Below are 19342 nucleotides of genomic sequence, written 5' to 3' on the forward strand. Positions count from 1 at the left end.
TTCACTCCTCCTCGCTCGCGATCGCGTTGACGGCGGCCGCCGCCATGGCGCTGCCGCCCCTGCGCCCGCGCACCACGAGGTGCTCCAGGCCGGACGGGTGCTCGGCCAGGGCCGCCTTGGACTCGGCGGCGCCGATGAAGCCGACGGGGACGCCGAGCACGGCGGCGGGGCGGCCCGCGCCCTCCTCGACCATCTCCAGGAGGCGGAACAGCGCGGTCGGCGCGTTGCCGATCGCGACCACCGCGTTGTCGAGCCGGTCGCGCCACAGCTCCAGCGCGGCGGCGCTGCGGGTGGTGCCGAGCCGTTCGGCCAGCTCGGGAACCCGGGGATCGCCGAGGGTGCAGATCACCTCGTTGTCCGCCGGGAGGCGGCGCCGGGTCACACCGGAGGCGACCATCATGGCGTCGCACAGGATGGGCGCACCGGCGAGCAGCGCCTCGCGCGCCGCCGTCACGACGCCCGGCGACCAGGCCAGGTCGTCGACCAGATCGACCATGCCGCAGGCGTGGATCATGCGGACGGCGACCCGGGCCACGCCCGGCGGCATCCCGCTCAGGTCGGTCTCGGCGCGGATGGTGGAGAAGGACCGGCGGTAGATCTCCGCCCCGTCCCGGATGTAGTCGATCACTGTCCCTCTCTGGTCGCCGCGACGGCGGCGCTCGTCTGCTCGGCGTCGGCGAACGTACGGCTGACGCCGTCCGCCTCGACGCGGTATCCGTGCACGGTCGCGATCACGTCCACGACCCGGCCGCGCGGCCGCCCGCAGCGCCGCTCGCAGCCCGCCCAGTGCACGGGGAGCGGGCCGCCGCCAACGGACGGTGAGCGTACGGCATCGCCCGGAACGTCCGCATCCGCCCGGGGGGCGGGGAGGGCGGCGCGGATGTCGGCGTGGACGTCCGCGAGGGACTTCGCGCAGCCGGGGCGACCGGCGCAGGCGGTCACGCCGAGCCACGGGGACGCCGGGTCGGTGACCAGGCCCTTCTCCGCGAGCCCGGCCCGCCACGCGTCCGCGGCTCCCGGCGGCAGGTCGGGCACGACGACCGCGCGCCACGGCGTCAGCCGCACCTCGCCTGCGCCGTCGTCCGCCGCCTCGGCGAGCGCCTCGACCTGGGCCGCCGTGAGCCGCCCGAGCGGTGCGAGGACGGTGAGGGCGGCCCGGCCGTCCCGCTGCCCGCGCACCCCCACCGCGCTCCCACCGGCCGCGTCGTCGCACGGCCTGGACGGCTCGGACGGGCGGGCTGCGGCCAGGCGCAGACGGGGTTCGCTCCGGGCGGCGCGGGCCGCGACCCGCCCGGGCCCGTCGACCAGCTCGGAGAGCCGCCACGCCTGCGAGCCCTGCTCGGCGCGCTCGGCCAGGAACGCCTCCGCCACGGCGAGCATGCCCTCCGTGGCCGCGCCGGCGGGTACGCGCAGCCCGTGGTCGACCCCGGCGAGCAGCAGCGCGACCTCCTCCGCGTCCCCCGGCTCCGCGGCTCCCGGCTCCGCGGCTCCCGGCCGTACGCCATCCGAACCCGCGAGCCCCGGGCCCGCGCCCGGCCCGGCGTCCCCCGGCCCCACGAAACCGGGCCCCGCGTCCTCCGAGCCCGCGTGGCCGGGGGCGGCGTCGCTCTCCGGGGGCGACGGCAGCAGCGTGACGTCGGCTCCCAGACCGGCCACGTCACCGGACCCGTCGTCGAGCGCGAACAGGAACCGCCCGGGCAGGGCGGCGAGCCCGGGACGGGCGCACAGCGCGCGGTCCAGCTCCGCCGCGAGCGGGCGTACGTCGAGCACGCTGTCCGGGCTCCGCCCGGCGAGCGCCGAGGCCACGATGTTGCGCGCCCGCTCATGCGTGGCGGACGGCAGCAGCCCGGCGGCGGCCAGCCGCGCCGCGAAGTCCTGAGCGCCGCCGCGACCGGCAGCGTCCCCGGACCCCGCCGCGTCTCGGGAGCTCGCGCGGCCCCCCAGGCCGCCGTCCCCGGGACCGGCGCCTTCGCAGGCGGCGCCTCCGGGGCCGGGGGTGGCTTCGGGTGGGAGCGGCAGGCCGCGCACCTGGAGGTTCGCCCGCGACGTCAGCTCGATCACGCCGGACCCCAGCTCGCGGGCGGCGGCGGCGACCACGCGGAGCTGGTGCGCGGTCACGGCGCCGCCGGGAACCCGGATCCGCGCCAGACCGCCGTCCGCGGCGGCGTGGATCTGAAGCGCTCCCGGGCACGCGTCGGGTCCGGAGCGTCCGGAAAGGTCACCGATGAACACGCAGAGGATGCTAACGCCCTGTTTCCCGGGGGATGTCCGCCTGGCATAGTGTGATCCCAGGCGACGGCACAGGGAGGAAGCCGGTGTGAAACCGGCGCGGTCCCGCCACTGTAACCGGGGAGCGACCCCCACCGAAGGCCACGGTCCGGCGACGGACGGGAAGGCCGGGGCGAGCGTCGATCCGGGAGCCAGGAGACTCCTGCCGTCGTGACGACCACGACCCGGGGCGAGGACCCCGAGGGAGGATTTCGCGTGCGCTCCGTGCCGTCCCGCGGGCAGGCTGACGTCCTGCTGCTGTCGACCTCCGACACCGACCTGCTCAGCGCCCGGGCCAGTGGCGCGGGCTACCGGCTGGGCAACCCGGCCAGGCTCGACGTGGACGACCTCCCGGCGCTGCTGGAGGGCGTCCGCCTCGTCGTCGTACGGCTTCTCGGCGGGCGGCGGGCCTGGGAGGACGGGCTGGACGCGCTGCTCGCCGGCCCCCGCCCGGTCGTGGTGCTCGGCGGCGAGCAGGCGCCCGACGCCGAGCTGATGGAGCTGTCCACGGTGCCGGGCGGGGTGTGCGCCGAGGCGCACGCGTACCTCGCGCACGGCGGCCCGGCGAACCTGGCCCAGCTCCACGCGTTCCTCTCCGACACGGTGCTGCTCACCGGGCGCGGGTTCGCCCCGCCCGAGCCGCTGCCGAGCTGGGGCCCGCTGGAGCGTACGGCACGGCGCGCGGACGGCCCGGTGATCGGCGTGCTCTACTACCGCGCCCACCACGTCGCCGGGAACACCGCGTTCGTCGAGACCCTGTGCCGGGCGGTCGAGGACGCGGGCGGGCAGGCGCTGCCCCTCTACTGCGGGTCGCTGCGGACCGCGGAACCCGAGCTGCTGGACACCCTCCGGCGGGTGGACGCCCTGGTCGTCACCGTGCTCGCGGCGGGCGGCACCCGCCCGGCGACCGCGTCGGCCGGGGGCGACGACGCGGCGTGGGACGTCGGCGCGCTCGCCGAGCTGGACGTGCCGATCCTGCAGGGCCTGTGCCTGACGACCGGGCGGGACGCGTGGCGTGCGGACGACGACGGCCTGTCCCCGCTCGACGCCGCGTCGCAGGTGGCGATCCCCGAGTTCGACGGCCGGATCATCACCGTGCCGTTCTCGTTCAAGGAGATCGACGCCGACGGGCTGACCGTCTACGCCGCCGATCCGGAGCGGGCGGCCCGCGTCGCCGGCATCGCCGTACGGCACGGCCTGCTGCGGCACGTCCCCGCGGCGCGGCGGCGGGTCGCGGTCATGCTCTCGGCCTATCCGACGAAGCACTCCCGCATCGGCAACGCGGTCGGCCTGGACACCCCCGCGAGCGTGGTCCGGCTGCTCGCCGCCATGCGGGACGCCGGGTACGACCTCGGGGAGGGCTTCCCCGGTGTCGCGGAGCAGGACGGCGACGCGCTGATCCACGCGCTCGTCGCGGCGGGCGGCCAGGACCAGGACTGGCTGACCGAGGAGCAGCTCGCGGCGAACCCGGTGCGGATCCCGGCCGGCCGCTACCGGGCCTGGTTCGAGACGCTGCCGGACGACCTGCGCGGCGACGTGGAGCGCCACTGGGGGCCGCCGCCCGGCGAGCTGTTCGTGGACCGGTCGCGCGACCCCGGCGGGGAGATCGTGCTGGCCGCGTTGCGGGCGGGGAACCTCGTGGTGCTGGTCCAGCCGCCGCGCGGCTTCGGGGAGAACCCGATCGCGATCTACCACGATCCGGACATGCCGCCGAGCCACCACTACCTGGCCGCCTACCGCTGGCTGGCCGACGAGTTCGGCGCGCACGCGATCGTGCACGTCGGCAAGCACGGCAACCTGGAGTGGCTGCCCGGCAAGTCGGCGGGGATGTCCGCGTCCTGCGGGCCCGACGCGGCGCTCGGCGACCTCCCGCTGATCTATCCGTTCCTGGTGAACGACCCCGGCGAGGGCACCCAGGCCAAGCGGCGGGCGCACGCGGTGCTGATCGACCACCTGGTGCCGCCGATGGCCCGCGCCGAGACGTACGGCGACATCGCCCGCCTGGAGCAGCTCCTCGACGAGCACGCCTCGATCGCCGCGATGGACCCGGCGAAGCTGCCCGCGATCCGCGCGCAGATCTGGACGCTGATCCGGGCCGCCCGGCTCGACCACGACCTGGGCATCGCCGACCGGCCGCACGACACGGAGTTCGACGACTTCCTGCTGCACGTTGACGGCTGGTTGTGCGAGGTCAAGGACGCCCAGATCCGCGACGGCCTGCACGTGCTCGGCGTCGCCCCCGAGGGGAAGGCCCGGGTGGACCTCGTGCTGGCCGTGCTCCGCGCCCGCCAGATCTGGGCCGGGCGGGAGGCGCTGCCGGGGCTGCGCGAGGCGCTCGGCCTGGCGGAGGACGGCGCCGCCGCCCGGGTGAGCGTGGACGAGGCCGAGTCGCTCGCCCGCGCGCTCGTCGAGGGCATGGAGGGGCGCGGCTGGGATCCGTCGGCCGTGCCCGGCGTCACCGCGTCCGTGCTCGGCACGGCCGGGCGGGACACGGCCGGGCGGGACACGGCGGAGGTGCGCGAGGTGCTGCGGTTCGCGGCGGAGGAGATCGTGCCCCGGCTCGCCCGGACCACCGACGAGATCGGCGCGCTGCTGCACGCCCTCGACGGCGGGTACGTCCCGGCGGGGCCGAGCGGCTCGCCGTTGCGCGGGCTGGTCAACGTGCTGCCGACCGGGCGGAACTTCTACTCCGTCGATCCGCGTGCGGTGCCGAGCAGGCTGGCCTGGGAGACCGGGCAGGCGATGGCCGACTCGCTGCTCGACCGGTACCGGGACGAGACCGGCGAGTGGCCGCGCTCGGTCGGCCTGTCCGTGTGGGGCACCAGCGCCATGCGCACGTCGGGCGACGACGTGGCCGAGGTGCTCGCGCTGCTCGGCGTCCGGCCGGTGTGGGACGAGGCGTCCCGGCGGGTCGCCGGTCTCGAACCGATCCCGCTGCCGGAGCTGGGCCGTCCCCGCATCGACGTGACCGTGCGCGTCAGCGGGTTCTTCCGGGACGCGTTCCCGCACGTCGTCACGATGCTGGACGACGCCGTGCGGATGGTCGCGCGCCTGGACGAGCCCGCCGGGGACAACTACGTGCGGGCGCACGCGGAGGCCGACCGCGCGGTCCACGGCGACGAGCGGCGGGCCACGCTGCGGATCTTCGGCTCCCGGCCCGGCGCGTACGGCGCGGGCCTCCTCCCGCTCATCGACAGCAGGAACTGGCGCGACGACGCCGACCTGGCCGAGGTGTACGCGGTGTGGGGCGGCTACGCGTACGGCCGGGACCTGGACGGGACGCCCGCGCGCGAGGACATGGAGAACGCGTACCGCCGGATCGCGGTGGCGGCGAAGAACATCGACACGCGCGAGCACGACATCGCCGACTCCGACGACTATTTCCAGTACCACGGCGGGATGATCGCGACCGTGCGGGCGCTGACGGGGCGGGCGCCCGCCGCGTACGTCGGGGACAGCACCCGCCCGGACGCGGTCCGCACCAGGACGCTGCACGAGGAGACCGCGCGGGTCTTCCGCGCCCGGGTGGTCAACCCCAACTGGCTGGCGGCGATGCGCCGCCACGGCTACAAGGGCGCGTTCGAGCTGGCGGCCACCGTGGACTACCTGTTCGGGTACGACGCGACGACCGGCGTGGTGGCCGACTGGATGTACGACCGGCTGGCCGAGACGTACGTGCTCGACCCGGATAACCGGGAGTTCATGACCCGGTCGAACCCGTGGGCGCTGCACGGGATCGCCGAGCGGCTGCTGGAGGCGGCCGACCGCCGGATGTGGGAGCACCCGGACCCGGAGGTCCTCGAGGAGCTGCGCGCGGCGTATCTGGCGATCGAAGGCGACCTGGAGGACCGCTGACATGGCGCCGAGACCCGCTGGGCGCCGGCCGCGCGCCGGCTATCTGGTGCGGTCTCCTTAGCGGCGGGCGATAGACCCGAGCCGAGACCGCTTTCTCCCCTTTGAGTGCATTGGGTAGTTATGTCACCACTCTGGGTAACACACGTGGGGGACACACACTCTGCACGCCAGCGAGGAGAAAACATGTCATCAGCACGGCATGGCAACGTGACCAGCCCGCAGTCCAGAGCCGGTTTCCACCTCCAGGACTGGCAGGCCGCCGCTCTGGAGGCGGGGAAGTTCTTCCCGGCCATGCAGGCCGGCCTGCGCGACCCCTACGCCCCGGACGACGTCGCCAACAACACGCCCCCAGTGGACGGGAAGATCGCGAGCGCGGGGCTCGACTTCGCCGCCTCGCTCGACGAGCCGCGGGACGACTGGACGAAGCACCCGGCGCGCGCGGGCCAGGAACTGGAGATCACCTGGCACATGCACGCACCGCACAAGACCCGCCGCTGGAACTACTTCCTCACCAGCGGTAGCTGGGATCCGAACAAGCCGCTGGCGCGCTCGCAGTTCGATCCCGCTCCCATCGCCACGATCCAGAACGCGGGCCAGCCGTTCTGGTCGAGCGACGACCTCATCCCGGACAACCCGACCGTCCACCGCGTCCGCCTGCCCCGGGACCGCAAGGGCTACCACGTGCTCCTCGCGGTGTGGGAGGTCGCCGACACCGGCAACGCCTTCTACCAGGTCATCGACCTGGACCTCACCTGACCGCACCGGCTCCGGTCAGCCGCGTTCCGGCGTCCCGGGCGGCGCCGGGGCGCAGGCGGCGACCAGGCGGGCGGCCAGCCCGGGACTGCCGGCCCAGTGCAGGTGGAGGTACGACGCGGCCAGCCGCGGCCCGCCGAAGCCGTCCGCGCCGCCCCGCCAGCGGAACAGCGGCGGCTCCGCGTGCCCGGGGTCGGCGGCGGTGCGGTGGAACTCGTGGCCGCGATAGCGCTCCCCCTCGCGGGTCAGCACCGAGTCCGCGGTCGCCACCGCGTCGCGGTAGCCGAGCGTGAGCCTTCCGGTCATCGTCGCGGTGACCGGGAGCCGGCCGCACATGGGGTGGCCGTCCAGCTCGCGTGCCAGGTACAGCAGCCCGGCGCATTCCGCGACGATCGGCCCGGTGAAGCCGGCCACCTCGCGGCGCAGCGGTTCGTTGGCCGACAGCTCGGCCGCGTACATCTCGGGGAAGCCGCCGCCGACGACGACCGCCCCCGCGCCCTCGGGGAGGCGTTCGTCGCGGAGCGGGTCGAACGTCACCACCTCGGCTCCGGCGGCGGCCAGCAGCTCGGCCTGCTCGGCGTACCCGAAGGTGAAGGCGGAGCCGCCCGCCACCGCCACGACCGGCCGCGGCGATCCCCTCCCGGCCCGGCGCCCGTGCGGGGACGCGGCACTCCGCGCCGCCCCGGGGCCCGGCGGCTGTGGAGAGGGCGCGGACATCTCGGCGAGCGCAGAGGCGCGGGGCTCGGCGGCCGGCGGCGGTGTCCAGGGGGCGGCGGCGAGCGGCGGGGCGGAACGGGCGAGCGCGACCAGCGCCTCCAGGTCGCAGGACGCGGCGACCAGCTCCCCCATCCGGCCGACGGCGGCCACGGCCTCCGCACGGCGTTCGGCGGCCGGGATCAGTCCGAGGTGGCGCGAGGGGGTCGCCACGCCGTCCACGCGCGGGACCACGCCGAGCACCGGGACGCCGCTCTCCGACAGGGCGGACCGGCAGATCTCCTCGTGCCGCTCGGAGCCGACCCGGTTGAGGACCACCCCGGCCAGCCGCACCCGGGTGTCGAACGAGGCGAACCCCTGCACCAGCGCCGCGACCGAACGGCCCTGCCGGGCGGCGTCCACGACCAGGACGACCGGCGCCTCGATCAGCCGCGCGACGTGCGCGGTGGAGGCGAACTCCTCCAGCCCGGCCCCGTCGTACAGGCCCATGACGCCCTCGACCACGGCCAGGTCGGCGCCGCGCGCGCCGTGCAGGAACAGCGGCGCGACCAGGTCCGCGCCGGTCAGCCACGGGTCGAGGTTGCGTCCCGGCCTGCCGGTGGCCAGCGCGTGGTAGCCGGGGTCGATGTAGTCGGGCCCGACCTTGTGCGGCGACACCCGCAGCCCCCTGGCGCGCAGCGCCGCCATCAGGCCGGTCGCGACCGTGGTCTTCCCGCTGCCCGAGGACGGCGCCGCGATCACCAGTCGCGGGATCACCATTCGATGCCCTTCTGGCCTTTCTGCCCGGCGTCCATGGGGTGCCTGACCTTGCCCATCTCGGTGACCAGGTCGGCGGCCTCCACCAGCCGCGGATCGGCGTCCCTGCCGGTGATCACGACGTGCTGGACGCCCGGCCGCCCGGTCAGCGTCTCGACGACCTCGCCGACGTCCAGCCACCCCCACTTGAGGGGGTAGGTGAACTCGTCGAGCACGTAGAAGCGGTAGGTCTCCGCGGCCAGGTCGCGCTTGATCTGCTCCCAGCCCTCACGGGCGTCGGCGGCGTGGTCCTCCTCGGTGCCGGGCCGCTGGATCCACGACCAGCCCTCGCCCATCTTGTGCCAGGCCACCGGGCCGCCCTCGCCGGAGGCGCCGAGCACCCGCAGGGCGTGTTCCTCCCCGATGCGCCACTTCGCCGACTTGACGAACTGGAACACCCCGATCGGCCACCCCTGGTTCCACGCCCGCAGCGCCATCCCGAAGGCGGCGGTCGACTTCCCCTTGCCGGGGCCCGTGTGCACGATCAGCAGCGGCCGGGTGCGGCGCTGCCGTGTGGTCAGGCCGTCGTCGGGAACGACGGCCGGCTTGCCCTGCGGCATCTCAGACCGCCCTCCTGTAGTCGTCGCGCGGGCGTCCGTCCACGCGGGCGCCGGCGAGGTCTCGGCCCCTCCCGCGCTCGCGCGGATGCGCCTTCCGGCGCCCGTTCACATGCCCGTTCCTGTGGTCGCGGACGAGGTCGCGCAGTCCCCCCGCCGCGAGCGCGTCGAGCCGTACGGCGGGCGCGCCCAGCCGGGCGGCGAGGTCGAGCGCGAGGCCCAGCCGCACCGGACCGCTCTCGCAGTCCACCACGATGCCGGCCGTGCCGGCGAGCCGGGCGGCGGCGCCGGCGACGTCGCCACCCGCCGTGGCCCGGCCGTCCGTGACCACCACCAGCAGGGGCCGCCGGGACGGATCGCGCATCCGCTCCACGCGGAGCACCTCGGCGGCGCGGCGCAGCCCGTCCGCGAGCGGGGTGCGGCCCCCGGTCGGCAGCTCCCGCAACCGCGCCGCCCCGGCCTCCACGGAGGAGGTCGGCGGCAGCACCAGCTCGGCGCCCGGCCCCCGGAAGGTGATCAGCCCGACCTTGTCCCGCCGCTGGTAGGCGTCCAGGAGCAGGCTCAGCACGGCGGCCTTGACCTCCCTCATCCGCCTGCGCGCCGCCATCGAGCCGCTCGCGTCCACGACGAACAGGACGAGGTTGCCCTCCCTGCCCTCGCGGACCGCCTCGCGCAGGTCGGTGTCGCGTACCAGCAGGCCGGGCCCCGTGCGTCCGCGTTCGCGCTGGTGCGGCGCGGCGGCCAGCAGGGTGGCGGCCAGGTGCGGCCGCCGGAGCCGTCCGGAGGGGACGCGCGCGCCGACGGTGCGGCCGTTCGGGGTGCGCGCCCGGGAACGCCGCCCCGCCGCGCCCTCCCCCAGTCCCGGGACGCGGAACGCGCGCACCCGGTACGGCTCGGCCGCGGCGATCACCCGGTCCGCAACCGCGCCGGGCGACCCGCCGTCCCCCTCCCCCGGTGCCGCCTCCCCGGTGCCCGCGGCCCCGGAGTCACCGGTGCCGGCGCGCTCCGGCCCGCCGGCTTCGGGGGCGTTCGGCTCGCCGCCGCGCCCCACGCCGGAGTCGCGGCCGCGATCGGGACCTGGGCCGGCGTCGGGGCGGTCCGCGCCGGGAGCCGAACCGGAATCCGGGGAGGGCTCCGGATCGGGCCCCGGTCCGGAGCCGGGGGCGGGGGCGGGGCCGTCCGGGTCGTCGTCCGGATCGGATTCGTCGTGCCGGGCCAGGAGGTCGTCGAGGAGGTCCTCGTCGAGGCCGGGCGCGTCGAAGGGGTCGCGCCTGCGGCGGTGCGGCAGGGAGAGCCGGGCCGCCGCGCGCACGTCCTCTCCGGTCACCCTCGTGCGGCCCCGCCATGCCGCGTGCGCGATCGCCGCGGCGGCGGTGACCAGGTCGGCGCGGAGCCCGTCCACCTCGAAGTCCGCGCACACCCCCGCGATCTGGCGGAGCCGCGCGTCCGGCAGGACGACGTCCGCGACCCGCTCCCTGGCGCGCAGGACGCGCCGGGCGAGCGCCGCCTCCTCCGCCTCCCATCGCGCCGCGAACCCCGCCGGGTCGGCGTCGAAGGCCAGGCGCCGCCGTACGACCTCGGCCCGCTCGGCCGGGTCGCGGGACGCGCGCACCTCGACGGTCAGCCCGAAGCGGTCCAGGAGCTGGGGCCGCAGCTCGCCCTCCTCCGGGTTCATCGTGCCGACGAGCAGGAACCGCGCCGCGTGCCGCACGGAGACCGACTCGCGCTCGACGACGCAGGTCCCGAGCGCGGCGGCGTCGAGCAGCAGGTCCACGAGGTGGTCGTGCAGCAGGTTGACCTCGTCGACGTAGAGCACGCCCCGGTGGGCGGCGGCGAGGAGGCCCGGCTCGAACGCCTTGACGCCTTCGGTGAGCGCCCGCTCGATGTCCAGCGCGCCCACCAGCCGGTCCTCGGACGCGCCCACGGGCAGTTCCACGAGCGCCGCCGGACGCGTCCGGCGGCCCTCGCCGGCGCCGTGCGGGCCGTCGGGGCAGGAGGGGTCGGGAGCGGACGGGTCGCACGCGAACCGGCATCCGGCCACCACCTCGACGGGAGGCAACTGGGCGGCCAGCGCGCGGACGATCGTGGACTTGGCGGTGCCCTTCTCCCCGCGCACCAGCACGCCGCCCACCCGGGGGGAGACCGCGTTGAGGATCAGCGCGAGCTTGAGGTCGTCGAGCCCCACCACCGCGCTGAACGGATACCCGCCGGTCACGATGATCCAGCGGCGCGGCGGAGCGCGTCGCGCCGTGTCCGGGCGCGCGGTGTGCCGTGGTGGGGAATCGGGTTCGGGGGCGAGGTCGCCGGCCCGCTCATCGTTGCCTCCCTGGGATGACGCGTCCCGTCAGACGAGGACGCGGCGGCCGAGTGACCTGGCTCCCGGAACTCGCGTTCCGGATACAGTGGCGCGACCGCACCGGCATCTCACCGGACTTCCCTCGGAACCACCGCGAATCCCCGGGAACGTATCCCGCCCCGATCGCGAACGTCAACTTCGTCCCGCTTCCTCGCGGAGCGTCCGGCTCGGGGTGATGCCGAACTCGTCCGCCACTCCGGATCTTCTCCGTCCCGCGAGACGTAACGGCGAACCCACGCACATACCCTGCCTTGTCGATAGGGAGAGGCCAGGCTTACTCTGAAGCCGCCTCGGCAAACGGGAAGTCCGGTGTGCGTCCCGATCCGGGACGCGAATCCGGCGCGGCCCTCGCCACTGTGATCGGGCATGGTCCCGCTCATCCGCGTACGCGGAAGCCACTGGGCGCCAGCCGCCTGGGAAGGCGAGCGAGACCTTCCAACCCGTCAGCCAGGAGACCGGCCAAGGCACGGAAACACCATCCACGAGGTGCTGGAAAGGTCGGAGTTTCGCCATGCACATTGCCGAGGGATTCCTCCCTCCCCTGCACGCGGCGGGGTGGACCGTCGCCGCCGCCCCCTTCGTCGTCCACGGCGTCGTGCGCCTCAACCGCCAGTTGCGGGAGAACCCCGAGGCCAAGCTGCTCGTCGGAGCGTCGGGCGCGTTCTGTTTCGTGCTGTCGGCTCTGAAGATCCCGTCGGTCACGGGGAGCTGCTCCCACCCCACCGGCACCGGGCTGGGGGCGATCCTCTTCCGGCCCCCCGTGATGACCGTGCTCGGCACGATCACGCTGCTGTTCCAGGCCCTGTTGCTGGCCCACGGCGGGCTGACCACGCTCGGGGCCAACGCCTTCTCCATGGCCGTCGTCGGCCCCTGGGCCGGTTACGGAGCGTACGCGCTGGTCCGGCGCCTGGGCGGCGGGCTGCTCGTCGCGGTCTTCGCCGGAGCCTTCGTCGCCGACCTGGTGACGTACTGCGTGACGTCGGCGCAGCTCGCGCTCGCCTTCCCCGACCCGGCGAGCGGCTTCACCGGGGCACTGACCAAGTTCGGCGCGATCTTCGCGGTGACGCAGATCCCGCTGGCCGTCAGCGAGGGGTTGCTCACCGTGCTCGTCGTACGCCTGCTCCGCTCCACCAGCGCGGCCGAGCTGATCCGGCTCCGCGTCCTGAAGGAAGGCCAGGTGGCCTCGTGAAGCGCAACGTCCTCGTCAACCTGCTCCTGCTGGCCGCCGTCGCCGCGCTCGCCGTCCTGCCCCTGGCGATCGGGGCGGGCGACGGGCACGAGGAGCCCTTCGCGGGCGCGGACGCGCAGGCCGAGACGGCGATCAGCGAGCTCGCGCCCGACTACCGGCCGTGGTTCGCCTCGCTGTACGAGCCTCCGTCGGGAGAGATCGAGTCCGCCCTGTTCGCCCTGCAGGCCGCGGTCGGCGCGGGCTTCCTCGGGTACTACTTCGGGGTCGCGCGCACCCGCAACCGGCTGCGGCACGCCACCGCCTCGGCGCACCCGGCCGCGCCCGACCCGGTCGGCGGTCCGCGGGAGACGGAACACGCGCGGGCGTCCGGGGGCTCCCCCGAGCCGGGGGACGTGCCGAGGGCGGGAGGAACGGCCGCCGGACCCGGCGCGCCCGTCTCCTGAGTCCTCCACGTGCTCGCCATCGACGCCGCCGCCTATCGGAGCCCGTGGCGGCGGCGCCATCCCGCGGCCAAGGCGGTCCTGGCGGGGGCGCTGCTCCTGTGCGCCCTGCTCCTGCCGCCCTGGCCGGGCGCCCCCGTCACCGCCGCGATCACGCTCGCGGTCGCGCTGGGCTGGGCCCGCGTGCCGCCGCGCGCGTTCCTGCGCTCGGCGCGCGCCCCGCTGGCCTTCGTCGTCACCGGCTCGTTGACCTTCCTGGTCAGCGTGAACGCGTCCGGGCTCGCCTGGGCACCCGGCGGCGCGGCGCGGGCGGGCGAGGTGATCGGCCGCTGCGTGGCCGCCGTCCTCGCGCAGCTCCTGTTCGCGATGACGACCCCGCTGGCCGACGTGCTCCCCCGCGTCGCCCGCAGGCGCGGCCTGTCCGGCCTCGCCGAGGTCGCCGGTCTCGTCTACCGGATGTTGTCCGTCGTGCTGGAGACGGTCGAGGCCGTACGGCGGGCCCAGGCGGACCGGCTCGGCACCCTGTCGTGGGGGGCCAGGTGGAGGTCCGTCACCGGGCTGGCCGCGCAGGTCTTCGTCCTGTCCTTCGACCGGGCCAGACGCCTGGAGGACGGCCTGAGCGACCGCGGCTACACGGGAAGCCTCGCCGTGAGCGTGGAGCCCCTCCCCCTGTCCGGGCGTTTCCTCGCGCTCGCCCCGCTTCCCGGGCTGGCGGCGGCCGGGCTGACCCTCGCGCTGACCTCCGCGTCGGCCGTCACCTGAGGCGGCGTCCGGGCCCGGTCCGGACATCGCGCCGTGAAGTCCCCGACCTCCTCGTCCGAAAGGGAAGCCGCAATGACCGCGGTGCTCGCCGCCGACCGGCTCTCGTACTCCTATCCGGGGGCTCCCCCGGTCTTCTCGGAGCTCAGCCTGGAGGTGACCCAGGGGACCTCCCTCGCCGTGCTGGGACCCAACGGCGGCGGGAAGACCACGCTGCTGCGTCTCCTGTGCGGCGGGCTGCGCCCCATGGCGGGCACCGTCCTGCTGCGCGGCCGGCCCCTCTCCTACGGACGCGTGGCGCTCGCCGAGTTCCGCACGCAGGTCCAGTTCGTCCACCAGGATCCCGACGACCAGCTCTTCGCGGCCACGGTCCGCCAGGACGTCTCCTTCGGCCCGTTGAACCTCGGGTTGCCGCCGGAGGCGGCGGCAGCCCGGGTGACCTCGGCCCTGGAGGACATGGAGATCCTCCCGCTCGCGGACCAGCCCACCCACCTGCTGTCCTTCGGCCAGCGCAAGCGGGTCGCGATCGCCGGAGCGCTCGCCCTGCGCCCGGTGGTGCTCATCCTGGACGAGCCCACCGCCGGTCTCGACCCGGCCGGCACGGAGGCGCTCCTCACGACGCTGGAACGGCTGCGCGCGGGCGGGACGACGATCATCGTGTCCACGCACGACGTCGACTTCGCCCACCGGTGGGCCGACGACGCCGCGATCATCGCGCGCGGCACGCTGCACGCGGGCCCGGCGGACACGCTGCTCACCGACTCCGCGCTGCTGCGCGGCGCCTCGCTCCGCCCGGCCTGGGGCCCGGCGGTGGGCCGGGTGCTGCGCGCGCTCGGCGGGCTGCCCGCCGCCGCTCCCGACCCGCGCAGCCCCGAGGAGGTGCTCGCCCTGGAGCCCGAGCCCCGCCCCTGACCAGCGCCGCCGCCCCGCGCCGTCCGATCCGCCGTCCGAACCACGGTCCGGCCGCCTGCCCGGCCCCGGCCGCGCTCGCGCCGGAGCTCCTATCCCTGGCCCGGTTCCTGCCGGCCGGGGGCGCCTCCCCTGCTGTTGCGCAGCCAGATGACCGCGCCGACGACCGCCACGGCGAGCAGCCCGCCCCAGATCCAGCCTCCCGCGCCGCGCGGGCCGTCCGCGTCCGGCGCCGCCGCGGCCGTCGACGCGGACGAGGTGGGCGCCTCCGTCGAGGCGGAAGGCGCGGATGAGGTGCCGGGCGACGCCTCGCTCGTGGCGGCGGCGATCGACGGCGAGATGGCGGCCGTCGGCGTGGCCGCCCCGGCGCCTCCGGAACCGGTGACCGTGAACGGGATCTCCCCTTCGATGGGGTGGCCGTCCGAGGAGACGACGCGCCAGGCGATCACGTACCCGCCGGGCGCCAGCGGCGCCGTGACGTCGGCGAGAACCTTGGCCCCCTCGGACCGGGGCGCGCCGACCCCGACCGGCTTCCCCGCGCTGTCGCGCATGGCGATGACGGGGAACCGGACCTGGGCGCTGTAGTCGAGCTCGATCTCCTTGAGGTCGGTGACCTCGGCGTTCTCGGCGGGAGTGCTGCTCTTCAGGCTGTCGTGGGCCTGGGCGGCGGGCGTCGCGAAGGTGAGGAACATCCCGCAGCCGAGCGCGGCCACGAGGCCACCGCGGATGATTCGTGGCAAGAATGCCATCACTGACTCCATAGACGAAGAACCCGGCTGTACCGGGCAAAGCGGAAAGGCGCTCTCGCGATGTCGCGGAGCGTTCGATCGTCGCGTGTGCCGGCGTCAGCGGGTCGGAGCCGGCGCGGGGCGGCTCGGCGGGCCGCGCCGATGGATCGCCGCCTCGACCTCCCGCCCGATGTACGGCCCGGGTTCGGTCTGCGGCACGGGCCGGTCCGGCGCCGTGAACATCCCGGCGGAGACCGCGCGCATCCAGCGGAGCACGGCGAACGGGGCCGCGCTCCAGAGGCGCAACATCAGCCACACGGCACGCTCGCCGCGATACAGCCACCAGCCCGTCGTGACCGCGAGCACGAGATGCGCCAGCGACATGCCAACGCCGAGGTGGCCGCCGTGCCCCGTTCCGGGTGGCACGGTCGGCAGCGGGTACACGGCCGGCGTGATCCCGGCGGCCGGCAGGGGCGTCAGCGAGGCGCCCGGCGCGGACCAGACGAACAGCTCGTGCAGCAGGACCTGGACGCCGATCGTCGCCGTGAGCACCACCTCGGGACCGCGCTCGCGGGCGTTCAGCGCGTACGCGATCGCGAGCGCCCCGACGGCGCCCAGCGCCATGACGTCGGGCGGAACCGCGCCGCCGCCCGCGAAGGCGTGCGCGGCGGCGGAGACGACGACGCACACCGCCGCGAACACGATGGCTCGCGGCAGGCGCAGGGCCGGCTCCTCGGACGACATGCCCAGCATCCTCCCAGGCGGGTACGCCGGTGAGAAGCGCGACCCAGCGGCGCGCGGGCGGAGGCGCCGTCCTCGACGCCGCGGGACGGAGACGCGCGGGCCGCGCCTGTCAACAGGAGTGGCGTCCCCGACAGGGTGTCCGGCGGGGAAGGGCCTTCACCCCCGGCAAACCTTTACCACGACATTTCTCGTTTTTACGGTGAACTTCATGTGCGATCTGAACTCTGAGGAGACCCGGTACATCGTCGGAGCCCTGGGAGCGATCGACTCCCTGGCCGAGCAGGTGAGGGCGCACTCGTCGTCGATCGGCGAGACGGCCTACATGGATCACGAGGCCCTGGCCGCGCTCCTGGCCGGGCTGCGGGACCAGGCCGACACGGCGCAGCGCTGGGTGGAGGCGAAACCGCAGCAGCACGCCATGTGATCGGGCACGCCGCCGGACGGGACGGCGAGCCCGAGGACGATCGGCGCGGACGGCCAGCAGGGACGACCAGCAGGACGATCAGCAGGGGCGATCAGCAGGGGCGAGAGCCCGTGCCCGCCGGGCACAAAGGCCCTGTTCCCGGCGCTCGCCCGCCCCGAGGCTGGAGGTATGAAACGAGCGCCCTCCGGTGAATGCGACGTCCTCCTCCGCGACGGCGGGATCGCGCATCTGCGCCCGCTGCGTCCCGCGGACCGGCCCACCCTGCACGCGCTGGTCGACCGGACCAGCGAACGCTCGGCCTATCTGCGCTTCTTCAGCGGCGGCCGGGCCTCCGCGCACGTCCACGCCGATCACCTGACCGACCCCGGGTATCCCGGCCACGCGCTGGTGGCCCTCATGAACGGCCGGCTCGTGGCGGTCGCCGAGTACGTGCCCGACGGCGCGGGGCAGGTGGCCGACCTCGGCATCCTCCTCGACGACGGCGTGCACGGTCTGGGGCTCGGCACGCTCCTGCTGGAGCACCTGGCCCTGGACGCCGCCGAGAGCGGCGTCCGCGAGATGGTCGCCGACGTCCTGGCCGAGAACCGTCCCATGCTCGACGTCGTACGGGACCTGGGCCTGGAAGTGGGGCGGAGGCACGACGGCGACCAGGTGGAGCTGCGCATCGCCCTGCGGCCCACCCGCCGCCTCCTGGCGAAGGTCGAGGAGCGCGCGCACGAGGCGGAGCGGGCCTCTCTGGCCCGGCTGTTCGCGCCGGAGTCGGTGGCCGTGATCGGCGCCGGCCGCGACCCGTCCGGCGTCGGCCACCGGGTGCTGCGCAACCTCGTCGACGGCGGCTTCCCCGGCCCGATCTATCCGGTCAACCCGCGCGCGGACCGGCTCTGCGGGCTCACCGCGTACCCGGACCTGGACAGCGTCCCCGGGCCGATCGGCCTGGCGGTCGTCGCCGTCCCCGCGGAGGCCGTGACGGACGTGGCGCGCGACTGCGCGAGGGCGGGCGTCGGGAACCTGGTCGTGGTGAGCGCGGGTTTCGCCGAGACCGGCGACGCGAAGCGGGAGGCGGAGCTGCTGGCGATCTGCCGCGAGGCGGGGATGCGCCTGGTCGGGCCCAACTGCCTGGGCGTCGTCGACACCGGGTCGCGGCTCAACGCCGGTTTCCTGCCCACGCCGCCCCCGCCCGGCCGCCTGGCCCTGATGTCGCAGTCGGGGGCCGTCGCGGTGGCGCTCATCGACCGCGCGGCCGAGGTCGGGCTCGGGCTGTCCGGTTTCGTGTCCGTGGGCAACAAGGCCGACGTGAGCGGCAACGACCTGCTGGAGTACTGGGAGGACGACGACCGGACCGACGTGATCGGCCTCTATCTGGAGTCGTTCGGCAACCCGCGCCGTTTCGGGCGGATCGCCCGGCGGGTGGGCCGCACCAAGCCGATCGTGGTGGTCAAGAGCGGCCGCAGCGCCTCCGGCGACCGTGCCGTACGGTCGCACACCGCCGCCGCGGCGACCCCGGACACGGCGGTCGACGCGCTGCTGGCCGGTGCCGGCGTGATCCGGGTCGACACCGTCCAGGATCTGCTCGACACGGCCCGACTCCTGATCGGGCAGCCGCTTCCCGGCGGCGCGCGGGTCGCGATCGTCGGCAACTCCGGCGGCCCCGAGGCGCTGACGGCCGACGCCTGCGAACGCCAGGGGCTGGAGGTGCCGGAGCTGTCGGCGGAGACCAGGCGGCTGCTGCGCGACCGGCTGCGGCCGGGGGCCGCCGTCGGCAACCCGATCGACCTCACCGCCGACGGGGACGCCGGCGAGCTGGGCTTCGCGATCGGGACCGTGCTCGCCGACCCCGGCGTGGACGCCGTCATCGTCGTCTACACGCCGCCCTTCGGCTCGGGCCGCGCCCTGACGGAGGCCGCCATCGACGAGGCGACGCGGGACACGGCGAAGACCGTGCTCGCCTGCGTCGTGGGCCACGACGGGCTGATCGGCGGCCGGGTGCCGTCCTACGCGTTCCCCGAGCAGGCGGTGCACGCCCTGGCCCGCGCGGTGTGCCACGCCCGCTGGCGGGCGCGGCCGGAGGAGCCGGAACCGGGGACGGACTCCGAGAGGGACCGGCGCGCCCTCGCCGCGGCCGAGGAGATCGTCTCCCGGGAGCTCGCCCGTACGCCGGAGGGAGGCTGGCTCGACCATCCCACCGCGGCGCGGCTGCTCGGCTGCTACGGCGTGAGCGTGGTCGAGTCGATCGGCGTGGACGGCCCGGAGAGCGCGGCCGAGGCGGCGGCCCTGACCGGGCTGCCCGCCGTCCTGAAGGCCACCGGCCCCGGGCTGGTGCACAAGAGCGACGTCGGAGGGGTGCGGCTGGGGCTGCGCACCCCCGAGGAGGTGGCCGAGGCCTACCGGGAGACGGCCGAGCGGATCGGCCCGGCGATGACCGGCGGGCTCGTCCAGCGGATGGTGACCGGCGGCGTGGAGATGATCGTGGGAGGCGTCCGGCACGCCGCCTTCGGCGCGCTCGTCATGGTCGGCATGGGCGGGGTGACCGCCGAGCTGCTGGCCGACCACGCGTTCCGGGTGCCGCCGCTGACGCGCGGCGACGCGGCCGAGATGCTCCGGGAGCTGCGCTGCGCGCCGCTGCTGTCCGGATACCGGGGCCGTCCCGAGGTGGACGTGCGGGCGCTGGAGGAGCGGATCGTGCGCGTCGGGCGGCTCCTCGACGACCTGCCCGAGGTCGCCGAGCTCGACATCAACCCGCTGATCGTCACCCCCAACGGGGTCGCGGCGGTGGACGTGCGGATCCGGCTCGCTCCGGCCGCTCCCCCGCCCTCGCCGTACCGCCGGCGGCTGCGCTGAGAGCCCTCGGGAC

Annotated in this window: 15 protein-coding genes and 2 riboswitches; of the genes, 8 read left to right on the top strand and 7 right to left on the bottom strand. The window is 75.5% G+C overall.

The window, feature by feature from the left end; all coding sequences use genetic code 11:
• Window position 1: 1 nt before the first annotated feature.
• Together AWQ70_RS23115 and AWQ70_RS40615 are read right to left on the bottom strand one after the other, a co-directional pair.
• Entirely contained in the window at window positions 2-628 is a 627-nt protein-coding gene (locus tag AWQ70_RS23115; RefSeq protein ID WP_067179493.1) for a precorrin-8X methylmutase, read from the bottom strand.
• A complete protein-coding gene (locus AWQ70_RS40615) occupies window positions 625-2232 on the bottom strand; it encodes a ferredoxin-like domain-containing protein (RefSeq protein ID WP_067179495.1) in 1608 nt (535 codons plus the stop codon). Before AWQ70_RS40615 ends, AWQ70_RS23115 begins: the two co-directional genes overlap by 4 nt.
• 74 nt (window positions 2233-2306) lie before the next feature.
• A riboswitch (cobalamin riboswitch) is annotated at window positions 2307-2430 on the top strand.
• A 63-nt stretch (window positions 2431-2493) separates the two neighbouring features.
• Between AWQ70_RS40615 and cobN the strand changes: the two genes are divergently transcribed.
• The gene (gene cobN, locus AWQ70_RS23125; protein ID WP_067179633.1) at window positions 2494-6123 is read left to right on the top strand and encodes a cobaltochelatase subunit CobN; all 3630 of its coding nucleotides are present in this window, start codon (window positions 2494-2496) and stop codon (window positions 6121-6123) included.
• A 183-nt stretch (window positions 6124-6306) separates the two neighbouring features.
• Window positions 6307-6879, top strand: coding sequence for a lytic polysaccharide monooxygenase auxiliary activity family 9 protein (locus tag AWQ70_RS23130; protein ID WP_067179497.1), 573 nt, complete (start codon window positions 6307-6309; stop codon window positions 6877-6879).
• A 15-nt stretch (window positions 6880-6894) separates the two neighbouring features.
• Here AWQ70_RS23130 and AWQ70_RS23135 read toward each other — a convergent pair whose 3' ends face one another.
• From AWQ70_RS23135 to AWQ70_RS23145, 3 genes are read right to left on the bottom strand one after another with little or no spacing between them, the layout of a single operon-like run.
• The gene (locus AWQ70_RS23135; RefSeq protein WP_067179499.1) at window positions 6895-8349 is read right to left on the bottom strand and encodes a cobyrinic acid a,c-diamide synthase CobB; all 1455 of its coding nucleotides are present in this window, start codon (window positions 8347-8349) and stop codon (window positions 6895-6897) included.
• A complete protein-coding gene (gene cobO / locus AWQ70_RS23140) occupies window positions 8343-8945 on the bottom strand; it encodes a cob(I)yrinic acid a,c-diamide adenosyltransferase (protein ID WP_067179500.1) in 603 nt (200 codons plus the stop codon). Before cobO ends, AWQ70_RS23135 begins: the two co-directional genes overlap by 7 nt.
• A gap of 1 nt (window position 8946) precedes the next feature.
• A complete protein-coding gene (locus AWQ70_RS23145) occupies window positions 8947-11163 on the bottom strand; it encodes a VWA domain-containing protein (RefSeq protein WP_373282364.1) in 2217 nt (738 codons plus the stop codon).
• Between the two features lie 409 nt (window positions 11164-11572).
• Window positions 11573-11776: riboswitch (cobalamin riboswitch) on the top strand.
• 33 nt (window positions 11777-11809) lie between these two features.
• Between AWQ70_RS23145 and AWQ70_RS23150 the strand changes: the two genes are divergently transcribed.
• The 4 genes from AWQ70_RS23150 to AWQ70_RS23165 all read left to right on the top strand — a co-directional run bounded on the left by AWQ70_RS23150 (window position 11810) and on the right by AWQ70_RS23165 (window position 14598).
• Window positions 11810-12487: an energy-coupling factor ABC transporter permease gene (locus AWQ70_RS23150; RefSeq protein WP_067179501.1), complete on the top strand. Its 678-nt coding sequence runs from the start codon at window positions 11810-11812 to the stop codon at window positions 12485-12487.
• Window positions 12484-12930, top strand: a complete 447-nt coding sequence (locus AWQ70_RS23155) for an energy-coupling factor ABC transporter substrate-binding protein (protein ID WP_067179502.1) — start codon at window positions 12484-12486, stop codon at window positions 12928-12930. The genes AWQ70_RS23150 and AWQ70_RS23155 overlap by 4 nt, the downstream gene beginning before the upstream one ends.
• A 9-nt stretch (window positions 12931-12939) precedes the next feature.
• The gene (gene cbiQ / locus AWQ70_RS23160; protein ID WP_067179503.1) at window positions 12940-13689 is read left to right on the top strand and encodes a cobalt ECF transporter T component CbiQ; all 750 of its coding nucleotides are present in this window, start codon (window positions 12940-12942) and stop codon (window positions 13687-13689) included.
• A gap of 72 nt (window positions 13690-13761) precedes the next feature.
• Entirely contained in the window at window positions 13762-14598 is an 837-nt protein-coding gene (locus AWQ70_RS23165; RefSeq protein WP_067179504.1) for an energy-coupling factor ABC transporter ATP-binding protein, read from the top strand.
• 89 nt (window positions 14599-14687) lie between these two features.
• Here the strand turns inward: AWQ70_RS23165 and AWQ70_RS23170 are convergent, their stop codons facing one another.
• Together AWQ70_RS23170 and AWQ70_RS23175 are read right to left on the bottom strand one after the other, a co-directional pair.
• Window positions 14688-15344: a copper resistance CopC family protein gene (locus AWQ70_RS23170; protein WP_169808725.1), complete on the bottom strand. Its 657-nt coding sequence runs from the start codon at window positions 15342-15344 to the stop codon at window positions 14688-14690.
• A 96-nt stretch (window positions 15345-15440) separates the two neighbouring features.
• Window positions 15441-16067 carry a hypothetical protein gene (locus AWQ70_RS23175; RefSeq protein ID WP_067179506.1) on the bottom strand — a complete coding sequence of 209 codons (627 nt, stop codon included), beginning with the start codon at window positions 16065-16067 and terminating at the stop codon, window positions 15441-15443.
• A 208-nt stretch (window positions 16068-16275) separates the two neighbouring features.
• Here AWQ70_RS23175 and AWQ70_RS23180 point away from each other — a divergent pair, with 208 nt between their 5' ends.
• Complete coding sequence (locus AWQ70_RS23180) at window positions 16276-16491, top strand: hypothetical protein (RefSeq protein WP_157530265.1); 216 nt, start codon at window positions 16276-16278, stop codon at window positions 16489-16491.
• Between the two features lie 168 nt (window positions 16492-16659).
• Window positions 16660-19329, top strand: coding sequence for a bifunctional acetate--CoA ligase family protein/GNAT family N-acetyltransferase (locus AWQ70_RS23185; RefSeq protein ID WP_067179510.1), 2670 nt, complete (start codon window positions 16660-16662; stop codon window positions 19327-19329).
• Window positions 19330-19342 lie beyond the last annotated feature (13 nt).

The sequence above is a fragment of the Microtetraspora niveoalba genome (assembly GCF_001570405.1).
Lineage (GTDB): Bacteria > Actinomycetota > Actinomycetes > Streptosporangiales > Streptosporangiaceae > Microtetraspora > Microtetraspora niveoalba.